General features: G+C 34.5%; 16 protein-coding genes. 1 reads left to right on the top strand and 15 read right to left on the bottom strand.

Annotated features, from left to right (window positions below):
* Window positions 1-244: 244 nt before the first annotated feature.
* From AVL50_RS18675 to AVL50_RS18665, 3 genes are all read right to left on the bottom strand, one after another.
* Complete coding sequence (locus AVL50_RS18675) at window positions 245-1,675, bottom strand: sulfatase (RefSeq protein WP_063850798.1); 1,431 nt, start codon at window positions 1,673-1,675, stop codon at window positions 245-247.
* 3 nt (window positions 1,676-1,678) lie between these two features.
* Window positions 1,679-3,166 carry an arylsulfatase gene (locus tag AVL50_RS18670; protein ID WP_062618052.1) on the bottom strand — a complete coding sequence of 496 codons (1,488 nt, stop codon included), beginning with the start codon at window positions 3,164-3,166 and terminating at the stop codon, window positions 1,679-1,681.
* Between the two features lie 253 nt (window positions 3,167-3,419).
* Window positions 3,420-7,487: an ATP-binding protein gene (locus tag AVL50_RS18665; RefSeq protein WP_062618003.1), complete on the bottom strand. Its 4,068-nt coding sequence runs from the start codon at window positions 7,485-7,487 to the stop codon at window positions 3,420-3,422.
* A 277-nt stretch (window positions 7,488-7,764) separates the two neighbouring features.
* Here AVL50_RS18665 and AVL50_RS18660 point away from each other — a divergent pair, with 277 nt between their 5' ends.
* Window positions 7,765-9,672, top strand: a complete 1,908-nt coding sequence (locus AVL50_RS18660; RefSeq protein WP_157491438.1) for a sulfatase — start codon at window positions 7,765-7,767, stop codon at window positions 9,670-9,672.
* A gap of 165 nt (window positions 9,673-9,837) precedes the next feature.
* Here AVL50_RS18660 and AVL50_RS18655 read toward each other — a convergent pair whose 3' ends face one another.
* From AVL50_RS18655 to AVL50_RS18600, 12 genes are all read right to left on the bottom strand, one after another.
* The gene (locus AVL50_RS18655) at window positions 9,838-10,233 is read right to left on the bottom strand and encodes a hypothetical protein (RefSeq protein WP_062618001.1); all 396 of its coding nucleotides are present in this window, start codon (window positions 10,231-10,233) and stop codon (window positions 9,838-9,840) included.
* A gap of 322 nt (window positions 10,234-10,555) precedes the next feature.
* Window positions 10,556-11,974: a glutamate synthase subunit beta gene (locus AVL50_RS18650; RefSeq protein WP_062618000.1), complete on the bottom strand. Its 1,419-nt coding sequence runs from the start codon at window positions 11,972-11,974 to the stop codon at window positions 10,556-10,558.
* A 180-nt stretch (window positions 11,975-12,154) separates the two neighbouring features.
* Window positions 12,155-16,588, bottom strand: coding sequence for a glutamate synthase large subunit (gene gltB / locus AVL50_RS18645; protein WP_062617999.1), 4,434 nt, complete (start codon window positions 16,586-16,588; stop codon window positions 12,155-12,157).
* 329 nt (window positions 16,589-16,917) lie between these two features.
* Window positions 16,918-17,511, bottom strand: a complete 594-nt coding sequence (locus AVL50_RS18640) for a Crp/Fnr family transcriptional regulator (RefSeq protein ID WP_216639070.1) — start codon at window positions 17,509-17,511, stop codon at window positions 16,918-16,920.
* 295 nt (window positions 17,512-17,806) lie between these two features.
* Window positions 17,807-18,613 (bottom strand): tRNA 2-thiocytidine(32) synthetase TtcA, encoded by an 807-nt coding sequence (gene ttcA / locus AVL50_RS18635; RefSeq protein WP_062617997.1) that lies wholly within the window; start codon window positions 18,611-18,613, stop codon window positions 17,807-17,809.
* 380 nt (window positions 18,614-18,993) lie between these two features.
* Window positions 18,994-19,449, bottom strand: coding sequence for a hypothetical protein (locus tag AVL50_RS18630; protein ID WP_062617996.1), 456 nt, complete (start codon window positions 19,447-19,449; stop codon window positions 18,994-18,996).
* A 292-nt stretch (window positions 19,450-19,741) separates the two neighbouring features.
* A complete protein-coding gene (locus AVL50_RS18625; RefSeq protein ID WP_062617995.1) occupies window positions 19,742-20,161 on the bottom strand; it encodes a hypothetical protein in 420 nt (139 codons plus the stop codon).
* 353 nt (window positions 20,162-20,514) lie between these two features.
* Window positions 20,515-20,979 (bottom strand): hypothetical protein, encoded by a 465-nt coding sequence (locus tag AVL50_RS18620; RefSeq protein ID WP_157491437.1) that lies wholly within the window; start codon window positions 20,977-20,979, stop codon window positions 20,515-20,517.
* A 28-nt stretch (window positions 20,980-21,007) separates the two neighbouring features.
* Window positions 21,008-21,421, bottom strand: coding sequence for a hypothetical protein (locus AVL50_RS18615; RefSeq protein ID WP_062617993.1), 414 nt, complete (start codon window positions 21,419-21,421; stop codon window positions 21,008-21,010).
* Window positions 21,422-21,668: 247 nt separating this feature from the next.
* Entirely contained in the window at window positions 21,669-22,262 is a 594-nt protein-coding gene (locus tag AVL50_RS18610; protein WP_062617992.1) for a hypothetical protein, read from the bottom strand.
* Between the two features lie 267 nt (window positions 22,263-22,529).
* The gene (locus AVL50_RS18605) at window positions 22,530-23,039 is read right to left on the bottom strand and encodes a hypothetical protein (protein WP_157491436.1); all 510 of its coding nucleotides are present in this window, start codon (window positions 23,037-23,039) and stop codon (window positions 22,530-22,532) included.
* 284 nt (window positions 23,040-23,323) lie between these two features.
* Complete coding sequence (locus tag AVL50_RS18600) at window positions 23,324-23,977, bottom strand: hypothetical protein (RefSeq protein WP_062617990.1); 654 nt, start codon at window positions 23,975-23,977, stop codon at window positions 23,324-23,326.
* Between the last annotated feature and the right edge of the window lie 348 nt (window positions 23,978-24,325).

Raw genomic sequence — 24,325 nt, 5'->3', positions numbered from 1 at the left:
AAAGTGCGTTTTCAAGTATTTAGAGGCTATTTATACTATTTTTTCTGTTGCCTCAACATCAAGTTTAAAAAATCGAAAAAAGGATATTTTCGTAACTGTAAAATTACAAAAATATCCTCATTATATCGGTCTCTCTTATTATCAATTATCATAAAAAGTAATCAGACAATCGTGATCTATTTTCATACTAGAAGTCTGAAGCTTCTAACTCTTCTCATCATCTAATAATGAGTTTAAAATAGTACTAATGTGTCTTTTTCTGATTATGACTCCCTCTTTTATAAACCGGTCTATAATTCTCCGGTGTCTTCTTCATTGCCAAAGGAGCATTGGTCTTTTTCATCCATTGCTTTACATCCTTTAGCAGTTGATTTCTTTTTTTAATTTCCACTTGAGATAAATCTTTCTTTTCAGAAGGATCATCTTTCAAGTTATAGAGTTCTACCATGTGGTTCGAAGCGATTTTCTTTTCTCCTCCATCCAAAATATACTCCTCATGGAAAAATAAAAACTTCCAATCCCCTTGAATAGCCACAGTGACAGGGCGGTTTCTAAAATAAGGATCTCTTGCTCCTCTAGCATTTTTACCGTCTAAGTAGATCGGATAATGATAGTAAATTGTTGACCTTGAAAGCTCCTCCTTCTTCCCTTGTAAAATTGGTGTAAAACTTTCGCCATCCAAGACCTTATCTTTCGCTTTTTCAATCCCTGCCAATTCTAGCATTGTAGGATAAAAATCAATATTGATAATAGGTGTAGTTGAATTGGCTGGCTGAATTGTTGAAGGCCACCTTACTACCAATGGTACACGAATTCCTCCTTCATACAACATGCCCTTTGCTCCTCTCAACGGTGTTTGTTTTACTTTTCCAATGGCTCCATTGTCTGATGTAAAAAACACTATTGTATTTTCATCTAAACCTAATGCTTTTAGCTTTTCCATGATCATGCCCATACTATCATCCGTATGTTTAACCATGGCTGCATATTTGGCATTATTATGGATTTTCCCTTTTTCTTTTCCCTCAAAATACTCAATCATGGGTTGTCTAGCTTCCCATTTTGTATGTACAGTGTGATGTGACAGGAATAAGAAAAAAGGTTGTTCTTTATTTTCCTCCATAAAATTACAAGCTTTTTCAGTGAGGCTGAAAATATCTTTTGGATCGTTGGTTTCATTAAAATGAATCTCACTGGCATCTGTTTCTCCGTTCACATCAAAACCTTGCTCCGAAGGAGTACCTGCAATGTGCCATTTCCCAAAAATCCCAGTTTTGTAACCACCATCTTTTAAAGCTTCCGCCAAAGTGTAATTCTCCAATGGCAAACCTTGATCTGGTACAGGCTCCAATCTCATTTGTTCTTCAATTCCTCTTTTTGAATTCCAAACAGCCACTTTTCCATGTCTTGGGGTATACTGTCCAGAAATCATACAGGCTCTTGAAGGTGCACAGTTTGGTCCAGCTGAATAGGCATTATGAAAAACAACACCTTCAGATGCGAACTGATCTAAATGAGGCGTTTCATGATAATCTGACCCCATAAAAGCAGGATCTTTCCAGCCCATATCGTCTACAAAAAATAGAACGATATTGGGCTTTTTATTCATCTGACTATAACCTTGAATTGAAATGGAAAGAAAACTAAGCGTTAAAAATAAAATGCTGTTTTTCATAACCTAAATATTTTCAGCTTGGAAAGGGAATTCTTTTGAACTCGTTCTGGCCTCATCAAAAATTTTCTGTGCTTTCTTCACTAATTCAGGATGTTGTTTGGCAAGATTATTACTTTCTGAAGGATCTTTTGACAAATCATAAATCTCAATTTTCTTCTTCTTTTTAAGATTGTATTGAACAGCCTTCCAATCTCCCATTCTTACTGCTCTACGTCCACCTTTTTCATGGAATTCCCAATACAAATAGTCATGTTCCTTTTGGTTTTTTGTTTCTCCCAATAACGTAGGAAGGAACGAAATACCATCAATTTTTTTATCAGCTGTAATTTCAACACCTACAATATCAGCTACTGTTGGTAATACATCCCAGAATGCTGACGGGTGATCTGAAACCGTTTTTTCAGCAATTGTTTTTGGCCATGATACAATCATAGGTACTCTAATACCACCTTCATACAAATCTCTTTTCACACCCTTGAAAGGTCCAAATGAATTGAAATAATACGGATCTGCACCACCTTCTTTATGAGGACCATTGTCTGAGCTGAAAATGATGATTGTATTCTCTTCTAAACCATGTTCTTTTACTTTCTGCATCACATCACCCACTGCATTATCCAAATAGTGCATCATTGTAGCAAAAGCCGCTCTTGGGTATTCCTGATCACCGTATACACCTTTATAAAAACGGTCTTCATGTGATAAACTTGGATCATGATTCGCCTTGCTCACAAAAGGCTTCCCTTGCGGGTATTTTTCTTTGAACTTCTGGAATATTGAATCTTGTGGAACTACCATTTCTGCATGTGGAATGGTATAAGGCAGATACAAGAAGAAAGGCTTTTCTTTATTTTGATCAATAAAGGATAAAGCTTGTTCATGAATCATGTCGTGCGTATAAGTCATATGGCCATCCGCATTGGCAGATAAAGGTACTTTGGTTCCATTGTGTCTTAAATACAATGGATAATAAGTATGTGCTAAACGTTGACAGTTATAACCATAAAACTCATCAAATCCCTGAGCATTTGGTGCTCCTTCAGATTGTGGATATCCTAGACCCCATTTACCAAACATACCTGTCACATACCCTTCATTTTTAAGCATTTTAGGTAAACTATAGGTATCACCAGGGATGGGCACTTGTCCTTCCGGCAACACTTCTTTGTTACCTCTAATAGGTGTGTGGCCTGTATGCTGACCCGTTAATAATGCTGATCTTGACGGAGCACACACACTACTTCCTGCATAATGATCTGTAAATCGGATACCACTTTCTGCCAAAGCATCAATGTTAGGCGTAGAAAACTTCTCTTGACCATAACAACTGAAGTCACCCCACCCTGCATCATCAGCTAAAATGTAAATTATATTAGGTTGTTTAATTTCTTTTTCGACAGATTTCTTGTGAGGAGTGGCACAAGAACTAACTCCGAAAACAACCGCTAAAACAGTGATTACTTTCAGAGTTTTATTTCGTAATAGATTCATTTGCATCTTTTCTTAATTGATAAAAACTTAATCAAATGTAGGTTAAAAAGTAGGTTTAGTAAGGGTTCAAATTCATACAAATAGACCTACATATTAGTCAAAAAATAGTTGAATGAATTATTCCCCAATCGCTTACATATTGAAAGCTTATTTATTGTATTCGGAGTGCTGTACATCCACCGGCCTTGAAGGAAAATTGAAAGTCGTCCCTCAAAATCTTGTCTATACATCATTATCTTAGAATACAACTCCGTCAACTGGCCATATCTTGTTTTTCAGACAATTGAGACATTTTCTTAATATATTCAGAAGCCGACATACCATAATGCTCTTTGAAACACTTTCTAAAGTATTTCACATCATTGAAGCCAATTTCATAAGCAATTTCAAAGATTTTCAGATTAGAAGAAAGTAATAATTCACCTGCTTTTCTCATCCTTACATCCTTGATAAACTCTACAAGAGATTTACCTGTCACATCTTTCATTTTCTTGTACAATGCCGACTGCGACATTCCCATTTCATCCACTAAAAGCTGTACGTTTAAGTTAGCATCTGGCAGGTGTTTTTCTACAATTGCAATGGTCTCTTCTAAGAAATTATCATCCATCTCTTTAGAGTATTTGCTCAAAGGTTTCTGCAACTGCATCACCCCTTGATACATCTCCATCACATGCTCTTTGTTCTTTAAAACATTGATGACTTTTTGCTTTAGAATACTTGGTTTGAAAGGCTTAGTGATATAATCATCTGCTCCCGTTTCCAATCCTTCTAATTGATGTACTAATGATGTTTTAGCGGTCAATAAGAACACTGGAATATGCCATAAATGTTCATTCGTTTTGATCTCATGACAAAGTTCTGTTCCATTCATTTCCGGCATCATCACATCACTGACCACTAGAGAAATACCTCTATCTTCTTTCAAAATACTCAATGCTTCATGACCATTAGTAGCCGTTTTCACACTACAAGTATCCTTTAGTAAATCAGATAAATAAAGCAGAATATCTTGGTTATCTTCTACTAGCAATACTGTCTGCTTCTCAAATGTTGCTCCACTCACTTTAAGAGTCGTTTCCTGTTGCACAAAGAAATTTTGAGGAATGACTTCATCATTCGGTAGCTCTTTCAAAGGCAACTCAATAATAAATGTTGTTCCTTCTCCTTTCTTACTTTCTACCTCAATTTTCCCTTCATGAGCTTCAATCACACTCTTGGCAATAGACAATCCTAAACCTGTCCCTTTGATATTAATGGAGTTTGCATTTTTGGTTTGATAAAAACGGTCAAAAATCTTGTCTAAAGCATTTTCATCAATCCCCAAACCATCATCAATTACTTTCAATTGTACTCTTTTTTGAGTAGTATCAGCGTCTACCTTAATAGTAATATTTCCATTTTCCTCCGTAAATTTAAAAGCATTTGAAAGTAAATTATAGATCACGGATTCAATCTTTTCTGCATCAAAATAGACATTCAATTGCTCTTTAGGCTGTTCCAAATGGAAGGCAATTTTCTTATCCATAGCCTTTAATCGGAACGAGTTATAAATATTTTCTACAAAAGAAGTCATCTCAAATTTTGAACAGTTCAATTCCAACGTCTTGTCAAACTTCCTAAAGTCCATCAGTTCATTGACCAATCGCAATAACTTATTGGTTTGATTGTAACTCAATGAAATTTTCTCTCTGATTTCAGGTGCTATTGATTTGTTTTGAACCACCTCATCCAACGGACCTTGCATCAAGGTTAGTGGCGTTCTTAAATCATGCCCTACGTTTGTAAAAAACTCAAGCTTCTGCTCTATTAGCTCCTCATCTTTCTCTCTTTGGTTTTGAGCAAAGACGAGTTTAGTTTTCAATTTATGCTGATGGATGTAAGAGATATTTATTAATGTAATAACGATAATAAACAAACAGATAAACATCAGAATAGAATACCATCTTTGCCACCAGGGTTTTGCTATCTCAAAATATGTTTCCTGTACATCAGACCAAGGGCCGTTATGTAACCTGCCCTTCACTTTAAAAGTATATTTGCCACTTGACAAGTTTGAATAATAAGCAAAACTATTTCCTTCCGATACTTTGATCCAATGATCATCATACCCCTCCATTTTATAAGCGTATTCCATTTTTAACACTTCACTTGGGCTTACACCTATAAATTCAATAGATATGTCTTTTTCATTGGGATGAAGCTGATACGATTTCTTTTCTCTAGCTTGACTATCCAATAGTACTCTACCGTTTAGCTCATTTTGATAAACCAATTCCTCATGATTAATCTGGATCTCTTTAATGTTGATATTGATCTTCTGCTTTTCCTTTCTCCATCTTCCAATATCGATGTAGGTCAACCCATCAATTCCACCAAAAAACAACCGGCCATTGACATCCTTAAAATCAGTTTTTACTTTAAAACCATTTTCTGCGTGTATTCCGTCCGATTTACCGTATCGTGTAAAAGTTTTTGTCTTAATATCAAAACGAGTGATGGCAGTACCTGCTATCCATACATCTCCGTTTTGATTATCGACTAAAAGTCCCTCAATATCATCTTCATACAATCCGTTAGAATGATTATAGCACTTAAAGATACCTTCCTCCTCATCTACCAAGTAGTTTAGGGCTCCGCCAATGGTTCCAGCCCAAATGTGACCTTCTTTATCTCTAACAATAGAGAATACAAAATTGGCACTTATGGTTTGCTTACTGCCCACAGAATGCATATACTGTCTTACCTCTACTACACTATCTTTTTCCAAGGTTAATTTCAGTAAACCTTTGTCCCTTGTACCCAACCAAAGTAAGTCTCTACTTTCTTCATAAAGCATTGCGTTAATCTGTGATAATGTAATGTTCTTCACATGCTGAATATACTTGATCTTCTTTGTCAATAAATTATACAAGTATAAACCGCCATCATTTGTAGCTATCCATACATTCTCATATTTATCTGTAATCACTGTTCTGATATAATAACATTTCGGCAATTCCAGTTCTTTAGGTATTTTCAACTGTTCAAAACGCAACTCTTTGAATCCACTGAAAGGTTTTTGGGAGATATAAAGCCCATAGCCTGTGGAACCTGCAATGATATAATTAGAGTTGGAAACTGCTAAAGTAGAAACAGGACAAATTTCATTTTTAATGGTCAAAGGATCAAAATGATGTTCTTCTTTAAAATCTTTTGATGTAAAATGAATACCATTTTGTGTTCCATGGATATAATAATTATCCACTTCGTTCATACATTTAGAATAGTTGAATGCAAAATCATCATTTTTCTCAAAGTCTACATGCTTAAAGTTTGATTCTTTCAAATCAGTATATCGTATTCCAACTGAATTACAACCTATCCAAATAGACTGGAATTGATCTTCAATCAAAGCAAAAACACTAACACGTTTTTTGCTCTCATCCATCTCAATAAATTGAGGTTTCTGATTATTTTTCAATAACCACAATCCTTCAGTATTACCCGCTAAAATTCCACTGTGAGCAGTTTTCAACAATACATTGACCTTATGAATTCCTTTGCCCCTTTGAAGTTTTGTAATGCTATTATTATACAATGAAAGCTTGAAAATACCATTATAAGCACCTATTACATATTTGTCATCTTTCAACTTAATAATAGATCTTACACCTTTTAAAAGTCTTTCTGAGTTTTTGATTTTTTTAAAACTTGCTTTACCATTTTTCTTAAGATATAAACCGTTCCTTTTGCCAACCCATAGGTTTTCTTGATCGTCACAATAAATCGACCGTACAAAGTTGTTGGGTTGTACTTTAATATTAAATGGAATTTCCTGAATATGTTTTGCTTTCCCTTCCTTGGTCAGCGGAACTTTATAAACCTTACTACTAGATGACAGCAAATACAAACAATCCCCTTTATGGGACATTGTCATAAACTTGATCTCAAGGTTTTGAATATCATATAACTTTTGTCCTTTTGGATCTTCCAGCAACTGATAATGACTAATGTGATGTGTTAGAGGGTCGAAAGAACTTATGCCAGAGTTTTCAGATAAAATCCATAAAAGACCTGTCTGACTTTTTTTCATCTCCACCAATCGGTTCGACTTAAATCCTTTCGATTTATCAAACACTTTTATCTCTCTTCCATCAAAAAAGTTGAGGCCTTTTAAAGTTGCAATCCAAATGTATCCATAATCATCTTGACAAATAGCTCGAACGTCTGAATGCGACAATCCATTTTCAACAGTAATTTTATTAAGGTCAAAAGATGTAGATGCAGAAGTATTAAAAGTGATAAAAAAAACTAGTATAGTAAGTATTATTTTATTCATTTCATTTCCGTTAGTACCATTCTATTTAATCAAAAAAATCTCCACTCTGTATTTTTACATACTAAAGTAAAGGAGCAGTAAGGGCAAATAAGTTTTTTTGTAAAATTACAACTAAACCTTTCTCTTAGCAACAAATTTACCGTTTTCAGTACCGAATAAAGGGGGAATTATTCATTTTCAAGGGGAGAATTATTAATACAATGAGAAATCAAATGAGTTAATAGACCTCTGTTATCCAACAAAAAAGGCAAATTTGAAGAAAACAAATAAGCTTGAAATGAAACACCTTATTACATTAATAGTATTCATGATCAGTTGGGAAGCAATAGCCCAAAATACAGATCAACCTAATATTTTGTGGATTACTTTTGAAGACACATCTCCTCATCTGATTTACGACAACCCTTCTTCTCACACTCCGAATATGGATAAGTTTGAAAAGGAAGGCGTTCGATTCAATGCCATGTTTTCTACGGCAACTATATGTTCTCCTTCAAGATCAGCCATAATTACAGGACTTCACGCCTCTTCTATTGGCACCGGAAACCATCGAAGTAACATTCCTGTTCCTTCTACCATAAAAGGCTTTCCTTATTACCTAAAAGAAAAAGGTTATCACACTTCGAATAATGTAAAAACGGATTATAATATCCGAGATCAAAAATTGTTTATTAAAGAGTGCTGGACAGAGTCTAGCAACAAGGCCCATTGGAGAAACCGAAAAGAAAATCAGCCCTTCTTCTCTGTTTTCAATTTGAATGAATCGCATGCTTCTAGAACTTTTGTATGGAAAGAAGAAAAATATAAAAAAGAGATTTTCAAAAAGCTTCCAAAGCATTTAAGAACTGACGAGAAAACCTTACTCCTCCCTCCTTTTTACAGAGACAGTCCTGAAATGAGGCATCATATGGCACGCATCTACAATTGCATTAATTATACTGACTACCGTATTGGGCAAATTCTTGATCAACTAAAAGAGGATCAATTAGAGGATGAAACCATCATTTTCATTTTTGCGGATCATGGTGAAGCGATGCCAAGAGGAAAAGGTAACGGCATCAACTTAGGACACAGAGTTCCCATGTATGTGTATGTTCCAGAAAAATATCAACATATGAGTGGTCTTCCTATGGGTGTGCAAACCGACAGAGTAGGCAGTTTTGAAGACCTCGCTACGACTATTCTAACGTTAGCCAATACCCCTCGCCCATCGTATTTAGAGGGTGTCGATCTACTTTCTAAGAAATACACTAAAACTTATTTCTACGGTCATAAAGATGGTGCGGATGATGCAAGAGATATTACAAGAGAAGTATCGGATGGCAGGTTTATGTATTCAAGAGTATACAATACTGCTTTACCTGAGTTACAATTTAAGCATTATACTGGTGTTGCTAAGATTTATGATACAATGCGTGATGACTTGAAAAACAATCGTCTCAATGAAGATCAAAAGAATATTTTCACAAAGAAAAGAGATCAAGAAATGTTATTTGATTTGAAAAACGATCCTTGGGAATTAAGAAACCTAGCCAACGACCCTGCCTATACAAAGGAACTGAAGAAGTTTAGAAAGATTTGTCAAAATGAAATTCTAAAGACTAGAGACCTTCAATTTATTCCCTACGGTGAAATGATGGCCATGTCAAAACAACATCAACTGACACCTTATGAATTTAAGTCTGATGAAACTATTTATCCTTTAAAAGAAATGATGGTTCAGATTAACCTTGCAGGCGAAGGAGCAAAAGCGATAGAAAAACAATTGAAAGGATTGAAATCTAAACATGGTTTGGTAAGATACTGGGCAGCGTTTGGGTTGAAGAGCCAAACTTCTCTTCAGTCACAGCATTTTGAACTCATCAATAATGCATTGAAGAATGAAAAAGAAAGTTATGTGCAAATAGAACTAGCGACAATTTTATGTATGAATGTGTCCAAGCATTATTCTTTCTCAACCTTACAAGAATATGCCTTGGGCAATGATTATTTTGATCAATGGCATGCACTAAGAAACATCTTTGATTACTTACCAAATCAACAAGAGTACAATACAATATACTCTAAAGTGATCGACCAACTCCCTTCAAAAAAAGAAGTAAAGAAGGAGCAGAAGAACATTTACTTTGATGTATTAGAAACGGCTAAAAGTGGTTTATTTATGAACCGTTGGAGAGCACAATAAGTCTTTATAAAATGATGTGTGACACATAATACAGTGTCGTCAATAACTAAATAACATTTCAGCAAACTGTACCAATTATAGCTTAGTAATTCCAACAAAAACAAACCCCGAGAATATAGTGTGACTTTCTCGGGGTATTTTGCTTTCTCGGTATGGTAGGAAGGATTACAAAGACTTTATTGATTTTAAATCTCTTAATTCCTGATGTTTTTTATGAAGGCTGTATTCATACCCCTCTATTGCTCTTAGATGTTTTTTTGTCGGAGACGCAATCCACATTATCGTACCTGGAATAGCTAAAGGCCACAGAATAAATAATGATACAGCATCCATTGAGATACCAATGGTCTTCACTGTTCTATTTGATCTAAGTTTTTGCTGAGATCTTTTCTTTTTCATTTCAAGATTGAAAATTTGATCTTCCAAAGCTCTGATTTTCGAATGCTGTTCACTCAGGGATGTATTCGTATTCTCAGGATAATACGTATAGGACTTAGATTGACCAAAGACTGCTGCTGAACAGAAAAATAATAGAGAGAATGATAATAATTTAATTTTCATGGTTTGCTTCGTTTATAATTAGTTTTTATTGTAATCGTTTGCTAAGAACTGCAATTTGAGATTAAAAGTAATAAATATTAATCGCAGGTCAAATAGAATTGGTGGTTACCCTCTCATAGTATCTACTCTTTATTAAGAGCAAGTTTGATAAATCTCTTTCAGGGAAAACTTGCCCTAATTGATAAAAGTTAGCTTGTATATACGTCGTAGCAGGCTACAACGTTATTCCAAAACTACTATCATCAATCGTTTTCAAGCATAAAAAAACCCACTGAGAGACGCTTTTCTCAGTGGGAGTATATAGAACCAACTTGTATAGGAACTATACTGTAGCCGGCTCTTTCTCGAAAATCGATTCTAAGATTGACATGGCAGCCTCTCTACCGTCCAATGCTGCAGTAACCACAAGGTCAGCACCACGAACAGAGTCTCCACCTGCAAATACACCTGGCAAAGATGTTTCGCCTTTCGCATCTGTTTCGATCGCACCCCATTGGTTCGTCTTCACACCTGCGTCAGTGATCCATCCTAGTTTTTCATTGCTGAAACCTAATGCTAAAATAAACACGTCAGCTTCAACAATTGCTTCTGAACCTGCAACTTCAGTCACAGCTTGACGGCCCGATGCATCTGGCTCAGAAAGCTCCATGTCTACGAATTTCGCTCCGTAAACATTTCCTTTATCATCAGCTACAAAATTCTTAGGTGATTTTAAGAAATTGAATTCTACACCTTCGTCTTTTGCGGCTCTTACTTCTTTACGGCTACCTGGCATGTTTTCTTCGTCACGACGATAGAAACATGTTACCTTTGCAGCTTTTTCACGGATTGATGAACGTACACAGTCCATTGCTGTATCACCACCACCGATTACTACTACACGCTTTCCAGTTACATCGTATTTCTTATCGAATTGTTGTTCATCGATTTTCTTTTGGATGTTAGTCAAGAAAGGTACTGCCATATAAATGTTGTCAGAGTTGTAAGCCTCATCGTCTAATTGACGACCTGCCATTGCTCCGATTCCTAAGAATACCGCATCGTAGTCTTGGTTTAATTGCTCTAATGTTACATCATTTCCGATGTCTACACCCAATTTCAATTCCATACCAGCTTCTTGTAACAATTCAACTCTACGCTCAACTGCTGCTTTCTCTAGTTTGAAACCTGGGATACCATAGGTCAATAAACCACCTGCTCTATCTGCTTTATCAAAAACAACTGGCTTCACTCCTGCTCTTAACAAGAATGTTGCACAAGAAAGACCTGCAGGACCTGATCCTACGATAGCTACTTTCTTACCTGTCATTTTCTCAGCAAACTCTGGCTTGAATCCTTTTTTGAATCCTTTCTCAGAGATTGCTACCTCAATAGAACCAATTGTAATTGCTCCAATTGTTTCTTCTTCATTACCGTCATTCAAAGTACAAGCACCTTCACACAAACGGTCTTGAGGACAAATACGTCCTAAGATCTCTGGGAATGGTGAGCTCTCGTTTGAAATTTTGAAAGCTTGTTCTAAGTCTTTCTCAGCAATAAAACGAAGCCATTGAGGAATATAGTTACTTAGAGGGCAACCTACTGATGAACAATATGGGTTACCACATTGTACACATCTACTTGCTTGTGAAGCAGTTTCAGATGTAGAGTACACCTCACTGATTTCATTAAAGTTCCCTACTCTTTCATCTGCAGGACGAAGTGTAGGTGTAATTCTTTCTATTTTAGTGAATTCGTACATATCGTTTTCTTTTAAAAGGTATCAGAATGTGGTGGCCTTTTCAGACCACCAAATCATTTAAGTACTAGGCAAAAAGTAAACGGATGATTCTTGGTAATTGTTTTTATTTTAATGCAATCAAAAATTGATCGAAAAGTCAAAATAGAAACATAAAACGTCCGACTACATTTCACCTGGCTCTTAGTTGCCCTCCATTGGGTTTAATGGAGATTTCATATCTTTTGAAGTCACCATGTAGAAGTAACGAACCTCTTCACGGAAGTGATCTAGGATATGTTTTGCTTTCGTAGAACCTGTACGGAACAAGTAGCTACGTAAGATACGTTGTAAGTAGAAACGTCCTTCGTCTCCCTCATCCGTATCAATACGAGTAGCCTTGATCAACTCTTGGTTCATTTTGTCGATAAAGCGGTTCGTCTTGTCATAAACAAACGCTACACCACCTGTCATACCTGCACCGAAGTTGTTACCTGTTTCACCAAGGATCACTACAGTACCACCTGTCATGTATTCACATGGGTGATCACCTGTACCTTCAACAACAGCAAGGGCTCCAGAGTTTCTTACGGCGAATCTTTCACCAACTTTACCTCTTACGAACAACTTACCACCTGTTGCACCATATAAACAAGTGTTACCTGCTAATGAGCGGCCTTCAGACTCACCATCTCTTGGAGTGATGATGATTTGTCCTCCACTCATACCTTTACCTACATAGTCATTACCTGTACCTCTTAATGAAAGCAACATACCATGACTCAATAAACAACCAAATGATTGTCCTGCAGTACCTTTTAAGTTGATTGTGATCAATTCTTTTGGTAAACCTTTCTTACCATGGAATTCCGCAATCTGACCAGAAATTCTAGCACCGAAACTACGGTTAGTGTTCACAATCTCCTTGTTCAAGACTGTTCTATAATGAGGTCCTTTAATGACTGGCATTAATTCCTCTAAGATGTCTTGTTCGAATTCGTTTGGATCAAATGGATCGTTAGAAGCCTTCTCTCTGATGTTTTTACCTTCTGCATAGTAAAGAACATCTTTGAAGTCGAACTTCTGAGCGAACTCATCCTCAACTACTTTTAATAAGTGTGTTTGACCGATGATTTCATCCATTGATTTATATCCTAATTCTGCTAAGATCTCTCTTACTTCCTGAGCCATTGCTTGTAGGTATGAAACCACACCTTTCACAGTACCCATGTAGTAAGCTCTCAATTGCTCAGATTGAGTGGCGATACCCACAGAACATTTGTTCAAGTGACAAACTCTTAAGATTTTACAACCGATAGTTGTCAATAATGAAGTACCAAATGCAAAGCTTTCTGCACCGATCATTGCACCTTTTACAAGGTCAAGACCTGTTTTCAAACCACCATCAGTTTGTACTTCAACGAAGTCACGAAGACCGTTTACTTTCAATGCATTGTGCGCTTCCGCTAAACCAAGTTCCCAAGGGTTACCTGCGAATTTGATTGAACCTAGCTGAGCAGCACCAGTACCACCATCAGCACCTGAGATAATGATCTTATCTGCATATGCTTTAGCAACACCTACTGCAATCGTACCTACACCAGCAGTGGATACCAATTTCACACAAATACGTGCTTTAGGGTTCACTTGCTTCAAGTCGAAGATTAGCTGTGCTAAATCCTCAATTGAGTAGATATCGTGGTGTGGAGGAGGCGAGATCAATGTTACACCTGGAATTGTACATCTTAAAGATGCAATCAATGGAGTAACTTTAGAACCTGGCAACTGTCCACCCTCACCTGGCTTCGCTCCTTGTGCTACTTTAATCTGAATTTCTTCAGCATTTCTTAAGTAGTGTGGAGTTACACCAAAACGACCAGAAGCGACTTGCTTGATCTTAGAGTTTTTGATTGTACCAAAACGAGCTGGATCTTCACCACCCTCACCAGAGTTAGATTGACCACCGATTTGGTTCATTGCTTGTGCTAATGCTTCGTGTGCCTCAGGTGAAATTGAACCTAATGACATCGCAGCAGAAGTAAATCTCTTAGTAATTGCCTCGATTGGCTCTACTTCAGAGATATCTATTGGTTGACGATCTGATTTGAATTCGAAGAAGTCACGAATCATACGTAAACCTCTATTGTTGATTTGATTCTTAAGATCGTTGTAATCCTCTTCTCTACCAGTTACAGCAAACTTACGGATTGATTTTGCTACTGTTGGAGCAAAATCATGGTATTCACCGTTTTCAGCATACTTGTAGAATGAACCCACTTCCAACGGATACATCTTCTTGATATATCTTGTTTTGTAAGCTGCCTTATGGTAAGACTTGATTCTTTCTTCGATATCTGCGAAATCTAAACCTGGGATCAACGCTTCAGATCTAACGAAACATTGCTCAACGATTGCGTTACTTAAACCAATTGAATCGAATAACGATGAGTTTTGGTAAGACTCAATAGTTGCAATACCCATCTTAGACATGATCTTCAATAAACCAGCGTTTAAGGCTTTTTGCACTTTGATCAATGCTTTCTTACGTGACATGTAAGAGTTAGCACCAATGTTTTCTGCAATTTGAAGAGCAGTACCAAATAATAAGTAAGGATAAATACCTGTAGCACCCATTGCAAGTAATACTGCACAAGAGTGTGAATCGTGTGCTTCACCTGTAATTGCTACGATAGACACTTTAGATCTTAATCCTTTTTTGGCTAAATAATTACTTACATAACCTACTGCCATTGGCATTGGGATTAAGAATTGTTCTTTAGATAAAGAACGGTCGTCTAACATTACGATTGCCACATCCTCATCTCTAACCGCTACTTCAATTTCCTCACCTAAACGGTGCAATGAAGCTTGTAAGTCAGAAGTGAATGCTGTGCTGAATGATTTTGAGTTGTATTGAAAGTCATACAATGAATCTCCCTCAGTACCGAATCTTCTTAATACATCGAAGTGTTCGTAACTTAAGATTGGAGACATTGACTTCAAACGATGAGCGTTCATCGGTCCATCAATCAATACATTATTATTTCTACCGAAAGTAACTGAAGTTGACATTACCATCTTCTCACGAAGTGGGTCAATAGGCGGGTTCGTTACTTGGGCGAATTTTTGACGGAAGTAATCCGTGAAGTTTCTTTGTACTTTACTGAAACAAGCTAATGGCGTATCATCACCCATTGAACCAGTATCTTCTTTACCAGTTTCAATCATTGGACGAATCACTTGCTCTAATACCTCATTTGTATAGTTGTGGTATCTTTGCTTGTCTACAATGTCATCATATCTGTAGTCTTCCATTGACAAGAAGTTCTTGTCAACGTGCTCCATTAGATAAGCACTGTTTTCGTGAATCCACTTACCCCAAGGGCGAGCTTCTTTCAAGTAAGTATTGATTTCGTCATGCTTTAAGATCGTACCATAACGTAAGTCAATACCGATCATTTGACCTGACTGAAGTTTACCTTGTTCTTTAATGTTAGGCTCCTCTAAATCGATTACACCATACTCAGAACTGATAACAATTCTATCGTCATTGGTCACAATATATTTTGCTGGTCTAAGACCATTTCTATCCAAAATACATGCTAAGTGACGACCATCACAAAGGTTTAAGGCCGCTGGACCATCCCATGCTTCAAAGTTGCTTGCCGCATACTCGTAGAATGATCTTAATTTAGCATCTAAGTTTGGAACGTTTTGCCAAGGTGCAGGCACTAATGAACGAGCCGCTTGGAAAAAGTCCATTCCAGAAGTAACAAGGAATTCAAATGCATTATCTAAAGATGCACTATCTGAACCACCTGGTACAAGGATTGGGAAAATTCTATCTAATTCTTCTTCTGTAAATACCTCAGACTTTAATACTTCTTCTTTAATAGAGAAGTTAAAGCGGTTAGCTTGGATTGAGTTGATCTCACCGTTGTGTGCAAGACATCTAAATGGCTGAGCCAATCTCCATTGAGGTAAAGTGTTTGTAGAGAAACGTTGGTGGAATACAGCAAACGACACTTCAAATTCATCTTGACTCAAGTCAATGAATAATTCTTTGATGTGTGTAGGCATTACCAAACCTTTGTAAGAAATCACCTTTTCTGAGAAAGATGGGATATAAAATCCTTCATCATCTTTTAAAGCGTGTTCTACTTCTTTTCTTGTTAGATATAAAAGCGCTGAGAATCTTTTTGTAGACATCAATGCATTTGGTACTACAAATGCTTGTACAATCTCCGGTAATAGTTCAAATGCTTGCTTTCCTAATACCTCTGTATTTAAAGGTACTTTTCTGAAGAATAGTACTTTTAAATCATTTCTCTCACAGTATTCTGAAAATAATTCCTTCTGTTTTTCAGGGTCTGTTAAGAACATCATTGCCACTGCATAACGTTGTGGCAGATCAATTCCATTTAATTCTGCCTCTTTACGCATGAAGCGGTCAGGCATTGAAAATAAGAATCCACTACCGTCACCACTCACTCCATCTGCTGCAATCGCACCACGGTGAATCATACGTGACAAGGCTTCAATAGCGTCTAAAGTCATTTGCCTCGTAGGATTGCCTTTGTAGTTGGCAAGCATACCAAAACCACAATTGTCCTTAAAGGCGGTTAATCTGTGTTCCATAATAAAGCGTCTTCCGATTTTCGATAATTGTTGGTCTTTGATCGTCGGTTTGTTAGCTGTAGAATAAATATTGCAATATATCAAGACTACTAGTATTGATACATTCAAGTAATTCCGACAATAATATCAAAGTTTTCCGTTCACAACACTTTCAAATATAACAGTATATTTTATTAAATCATCAAGAAAAGGGGCTTTTCTATGAAAATTTATCATTAATTGGTTATTCTTTCACAAAAAAACGAATTGATGTTATAAATACAACAACAATTCATACGAATAAAAAATTGTACTTTTTACGCTATATTATTAATTCTTCTTTAAGAAATTCAGCTCTCTTCTTCTAACAATGCAACGTAGTTTTCTTTGTCTAGAAGCGTAATAGTGGAGCGTGTATAATCCAGAATATTCATTTTTTTATACTTACTCATCGATTTTGAGACTGTTTCTCTTGAGGTGCCTATAAGCTTAGCGATATCATTTTGGGAATAGTGATGCTTAACAGTTTGTTCATCTTTGAAATTACCTTCGAATAAATCCTTCACAAATTCCAATAATCGTAACTCCGCATCCTTGCAAACCAAGATCTCCAAACGTCTCTCAATCTTCTTTACTCTCAACCCAATAAGCTTATAGATAAAGAGGCCAAATCTTTCATTTTTCCTCATCAGTTGCTGCATTTTATCAATTGACAAAAGACACAATGCTGTTTCATTACCTTCGGCTATGGCATACTCTTCTCTTTTATCTTGACCTAAAAGCACCTTTTCACCAAAAATTTCTCCTTTAGATAAGATCATCTTTACCACTTCTTCCCCATCTGAATTGTATTTACATAGCTTTACTTTGCCTTTGCTCACTAAAAATAACTTCTGCTCTTCATCCTCGGGGAAATAGATGACATCACCTTTCTTAAAGAGCATTCCGTTTTTTTTAAAATAGTTATCTAATTTAGTTGGGCACAAGATTGAATAGAGATCAAAATTATGCATTTCCCAAAATTCTTGCATATCGTTAATTGAATGAATTGAAGTCAACAGTCTAAATCTTTTAGTCGCATGTTTTACCTAATCCTTACAAATTTTAAGGCTGCAACTGCTATTAATGACTACTCGCTGTTATTATTAAAGTACAAAAAAAGGTAGTCGTTTCAAATTTAACAGACTACCTTTTAATTAGAACATATTTTCGAAGTTATATTTCAAACCTGTTTCTTTTTTATGATTTTATTGGGGGTTCAATCATTTTAAAAAGCTCATAATCATACAATTCCTTATCCATAAGATGTGATGGAGAAACATTTTTGATGGAATTAAAAATAATCTCTGTTCTATCTGGATAATTTTCTTCCCATTCTCTCAACATACTCTTCACCATCTTTCTTTGCAACTTTGGCTGTGAACCGCATAGGTTACAAGGTATAATAGGGTATTCTCTTAGTTCAGAAAACACTTCAATATCAGATTCTTTACAATAGGCCAAAGGTCGAATTACGACATGCTTTTGATCGTCGGTTTTATAAATTGGCGGCATTGCTTCTAGCTTTCCGCTGAAAAACATATTCAGCAAAAATGTCTCAACAATATCATCTCTATGATGTCCTAATGCAATCTTGGTCACTCCCAACTCTTCCGCTGCTGTATATAAAGTACCTCTTCTTAATCGGGAACATAAACTACACATCGTCTTCCCTTCTCCCAGCTTCTCAGTTACGATAGAATAAGTATCCTTATTCAATATCTTATAATTCACTCCTACCTTCTCTAAATATTCAGGTAAAATATGTTCTGGAAAACCAGGCTGTTTTTGATCAAGGTTCACAGCAATAATTTCAAAGTCGTATTTCTTCGTGCTTTGAATATGCATCAAGATATCTAACATAGTATAACTATCTTTTCCACCCGATAAGCAAACCATCACTTTATCACCGTCTTCTATCAATTTATAATCATCAATAGCTTTCCAAACATTTCTATGCAAGCGTTTTTGAAGTTTCACTTGCTCAGGAGTAAATTCTGCTGTCATTCTAAATTTTAAAATTTTGGCAAAGTTAATGGTTTGGTTAGGAATGAGGTGAAGAATCTGGAAAATATTTGAAGGGAATTAAGGATTATTGAATTGTGTAAGGAAGAATTAAGAATGAAAAATTATATTCCTTTCATTAGTTGTATTATCCCTTTCACTTATAAACTTAATATTTTATTGTAGCACTATTGAAGTCAGCTTTTGATACAAACAAAGAATCCACATGATCACACCCTTCTTTTGCTTGAAACCACTTTGAGTAATTTAGAAGCATGTCAAAACAATGGTTTACCCCCCACTGTTCTTAGATAATGACGTAAAACAGTAAGGGAAGTATTCAAACTTTCATAGACGCATAATTAAATTATGCTACTTTTTTCTTAGTACCAATGGCCATCATAAAAAGCGATACTCGTCACCTGATAATCATTGCTCAAAATATTATCCTCTACCTCACCTTCTTCAATTTCATCATCATCAATATCTAATACCAGTACAATTCCTAGTTTTTCAGAAATCAACATAGTTTCAATATGATCATAATTCTTAAAATCATTTTCATGCTCAATTAGTGTTGAAAATAGTTTTAAAGTGCTTGAAGTGTTTAGTTTTTTTCCAAATAGAGAAAAATCATTGTCATTAGGGTTGTCATAAATTACTTGAGACAGTCTCCCTGATTCTGAATAATAGAGAGTCAAACCGAAATTATCATAGAAGTCTTGAGTGCCATCACTTCCATTTCCTGTTGGTTTTCCAAAAGTGTCAATTATTATATCTCGGTGTTTTCCGAATACAAAATCACCTACAGAAACTTTTGGTATTACTTTATTAATCATGGTCTTATGTTATTAAGTAAGTTAAAATTTGAAATGTGGCTGTTCTATGATCTATCTTAATCCATAGCTGTTTAGCATTTTCGACCTCATAGTTTTTATAGACATAGTTTACTCTGTTTGCCAATACCCGCCATATTCATACCAAAGAGAAATAGTTTTACAAAACAAAAGTGCTTAACACTCTCACTTTTTACTTCAAAAAGAAAGAGAAGAATGGGCATAAAAAAGCATCATAATCAAAAAACTATGATGCAAGATTAATCATAAGCTTGTGCTACAGCACTATAACTGATTAATGAAATAAAATAGAGGCCACTATAGTCCAAACCCCAAATATGATCGCCAATAAGCCTAATCGGCCTTGTAGTGGAGACAATTTTGCCAGTAGTTGAGCACCTTTTTCTCTAGCTTCTTCTGTCTTTGACAACAATAATTTGTTGATCATACCATAACCTAAAAGAAAACCCAAAGATGCTTCCAAAACACTTCCGCCAATCCAGCTTAACCACCAAACTAGATGCGAAGTCATCATTCCAATATTCAAAACTGATTGAATAATTCCCCAAACACCCCAAAAGCAAAACGCTAAACCGATCCAACCTTGGAAAGGAGTTATTTTATCTAAAAGCTCCTTTGCATTCGGTTTTTTTGACAACAACAATGATGGTGCAGCAAGTACACCCAATAGTGCTAACGAAATTCCGTAAACCATAATAATATTTTAATATTTAATAAAACTTAGACGAAAGTGTTAAATGTTGTTGCTCTAGCCAAAAATTATTGATAAGCGCAGGGGTTTAATTAATAGTCGATGAAAACACATAATATACAATGTTGTATTTTTGTATTTCAAATTTTACATAACAACTTACACATGAAATACAGAAAGAGAAAACATCTCATTGTTTGAAGTTTAGCTATGATCCTAAGTATGGAATTGGGAGTGTCAGTTGAACGCTGTCTCGTTTTTCTTCTGAACTCTTAATTTACTTTTTACTGCTTAACTAAATTTCTTTTTTCGAGAAGATCAGAAGATCTATCCGTATTCTGTCCCCGAATTTGAGATTAATGTATTTCTTTAAATACGGAAATCTCAACATACTTAGGGTGAGCAAAAACTAATTCATTGACCTGCTTAATATTATTTTTATAATAATATTCATTATATATAATTGGACGCAAGCTTACCGAAAATTCCCATGAAAAATCCTCTTTTGAGAAAGAGAGTAACATTTCAGATGATACACTATCAATATAAATGTTTTTTTTGCTATTTATTAAAGTAACATTTACAGAATCACACGACATTAGAAATCTTCTTAATTGATTTTTATCAAGCTTGTTATTAATGATTTCTAACTCTATTAGATGATTTGACTCTTTTGAATCTTTAATAATAATACTTCTATTTTTTTCGGTGATATCAACCTTGTTCATCTCTTTATCGGTGAATAGCGTTTTTATTTCCAGACTTTTATCGCTTTGAAAAGCAAACATCAAAAAGATTGAATAAATAATTAAGCTTTCCATTAGTTTCCGCCTATACGTCATCACAATATTATCTGATAAAATAATTCTTTATTCCAATCTCTGTTTCAATTACAAGCTCATTAGAATTTAATTTCAAAACTTTATTTTTTGTTGAAAAATCATCACTATAGATTAATATTAGTATACCATCGCTAGCTAATTCATATTTTACAATTTGATCTGGATGATTAAAATAATGGACTTTTGTAGAATCAAATCTAAAAAACCTCACCTTCTCTTCTTTTTTGTACCAAATCCCATTTATATCCTTTACATTAATTGTATCTTTTTCCTGCGAATCGAAATGAGTTTTATTACTATAAACCTTTTTCTCATTAGACTTTTTTTCATTTTCTGATGTATTTTCTTGTTGATTATGGAGGTTTGACCAACTACAAGACATTGCACCCAAGAGTGCCAAAGAGGTTATAATTTTTTTCATTGATTAACTTTTTTAGTTGATTAGCTCATACATAGTATGCAGGATCTGTAGAATAATATGGAGTGAATAATCTTGAAATATTATAATTGAAGAATAATAAAAAAACACATTGAATATTATAAAAACCAATTCAAAATAACTCTTATATTTTTAACCTTGAGTACCTGATCCATAGAAAAAAGACAAGTTCTAATTGACGCTATTTAACACTCTGAACAGTGGAGAGAACAGAAATATTATTAAACTACTATTTATATTTTAATTTTCTAGTTATAGTAGAAGATGATTGCAACGAATTGTTTTCTATTATTTCTTCTTTCCTACTAATCCAGTTACCAATAGAATCAAAAATATAAGATGAATAATATTTCTCAATATTATTCAATTTTACAAACACTAGATGATTTTGTTTGTCATATCGGTAAATATTAGTATCTAAATCAATTTTATCAGAATATGACTGTACAACAATTGTTTTTCCATCATGATATGTAAAAGATGATTTTGACACCTCTTTTCCTTTATTATAATTTAAAATTTCTAATGGTAAATTTTCAGAATTTACTTTCGTAACAATTGCTCCTAAAAAACCATCTTCTTGTTTTAAACCAAGACTATAAATTCCTTTATTTAGATATAATCTATTATCTATTGATAGACCTTCTAGATATTTACCATTTAAGTAAAAATCTTGGGAAACTATGTCTTTATTATCGTAAGTATATATTGTTTTATTAGAATTAATAAACTCCTCAATTTGAATTATATTACCTTTTAAGGAATAGTCATCCCAATATCTCTTTTCTCTCTTACCACAGGAAAATAGTATAAAAACTAACATTATATTAACGCACTCCCTCATAGTATCTTTTATATTATTTTTTGAATATATTACCTCAATTCCATTCTTAACCTCCCATCAACACTTTATTGAGAGTACCTTTACTCATCACTTCAGGTAGTTATCAAAAATTGAACTTTATGTTTTACCTATCTTCTTTTTTATTTGAAGTTATAAGTTGGAAACTTATTCTATAGCCAAGTTCTAAGTAACGCCTGACGGCTTGATACTCAGAACAGCAGGTGAATAGTGTATTTAAAATTGTATTTATTCTTTCTTAAATAAAGCAGGGTAAATACCATCATAATTATCTTCCAAATTCCAGTTAAACTGTAATTCTCTAGGCATACAATTAAATAAAAACTGTTTTCCTTTATGAGATAATCTAAAGTTTTTTCCATTCATAGTAGCTCCTACTTTACTATTGATTCTCAAGGTGTCATTTTTAGAAATAATAATAATTCTATCACGTCCAACATATTCTACATCACTCGGTTCTATTATGGAACTTAAATTTACATTCTTAACTGTATAATATATTTCGAATACAGAATCCTTTTCGCTGTCAAAATTTACATTGGGAGTATCATAACTAATAAATTCATAAGCACAATTTAGATAGCTTTCTTTTGTCGATTTTTTATTTAATTGTTTATCTAATCTCATTCCTCCCCACGTATCATCTTCATATCTACTTTTTATATAGATATCAACAGTTGAACTACAACCTAAAAGATTAAATAACACGAATAAATAAATAATTTTTTTTCTCATCATTAGACTTTATCACGATTTATAACAATAGAGTTTTTTGAGTTCTTAACTTTGCTCAAAAAATGTTTTTATACCTTTTTTTTAATGGTTATTGCATCTTGAAAATTCTTTATAAAACAAACTAGATGTGCTCACCTTATAATGTGACACTCTTCACCCTTAGTAGGTACACCTCTTTTCCCTTTACATGTCGTAATCCCTTCCCTTATAAGGGTGAACACCTCACCTTTAGGAGGGTGACAACCTCAACCGGGCGATTAACACTCTGAACAGTGGGGGAAGGAATATCACCAATTCAGATTTTCTGCATAACATTTGTCTGAAATAACAATATTTTCTAAATCATTTTCCTCTATTTCATATTTTAGTCTTTCAGAAATTAAAAAGCAACACTCAATATCACATCTAATTAGGTCAACCTTCTGATTTAGCAAATATAAGTCTGACTTTATAACTTCTACATCAATATTATTTTCTTCAAATTTCTCATATAATGAAACTATATCCTTCTCATTTTTAATTAAAAATGAATCCGTTAGTTTATTATCATACCAATCCATTCCATAAAATTGAGTTCTATCAGAGTCTAATAAATTAAAAAAATTATTTACCAAAAATAGATAATGAAAACCTACCTTTTCTCCTTTTGTTGTAAAAACATCAGCTTCGTAAAAACGATGTTCTGGTAAATTAAGTTTTAAAAGAATATTTTTAAATTTACTACTGATGATAAAACCACTATTTAAGTCTAAGTCAAGTATATCCACATTTTGGAATTTATCTTTAATGATGAAGTTACTTAGATAAGGTTTAAAATTTGGAATGTTATCTAAACTATTAAATTCACTTATATCTCTAATATCAGATTCCCGTCCTGTATAATCAGGCACCTCTTTTAAAACATTTTTGTTTACATCAAATCTTAATTTGTAATACTTCATAAGTTATAAACCTCTATCTACTTCATTTGAATTACTATATCTATCCTCTGCTATTCCTTCATCTAATACATTCGTTTGATTTTCGCTTCTCGTTTTAGTTACAGTTATCGAGTGAACACCTCACCTTTAGGAGGGTGACAACCTCAACCGGATAGAGATGCGTAAAATTCCCTGATGATTTGAACTCCCAAATACAACTTTCTACATAAGAGTAGATAAAGGTCAATTTTGAATATATATAGTTACCCCAGTAGTTCGGACTGTCTAAGTGGAAAAGATAATTATCTTTTTTTGAGAGATTCAGCTTCAAACCTTTTATTAAAACCCATTTTATGATTTGTCAAGGCT

This window comes from Flammeovirga sp. SJP92, from assembly GCF_001583495.1.
GTDB lineage: Bacteria > Bacteroidota > Bacteroidia > Cytophagales > Flammeovirgaceae > Flammeovirga.
Note: the sequence above shows the minus strand (reverse complement) of the source record. Positions and strands in the feature narration are given on the sequence as shown.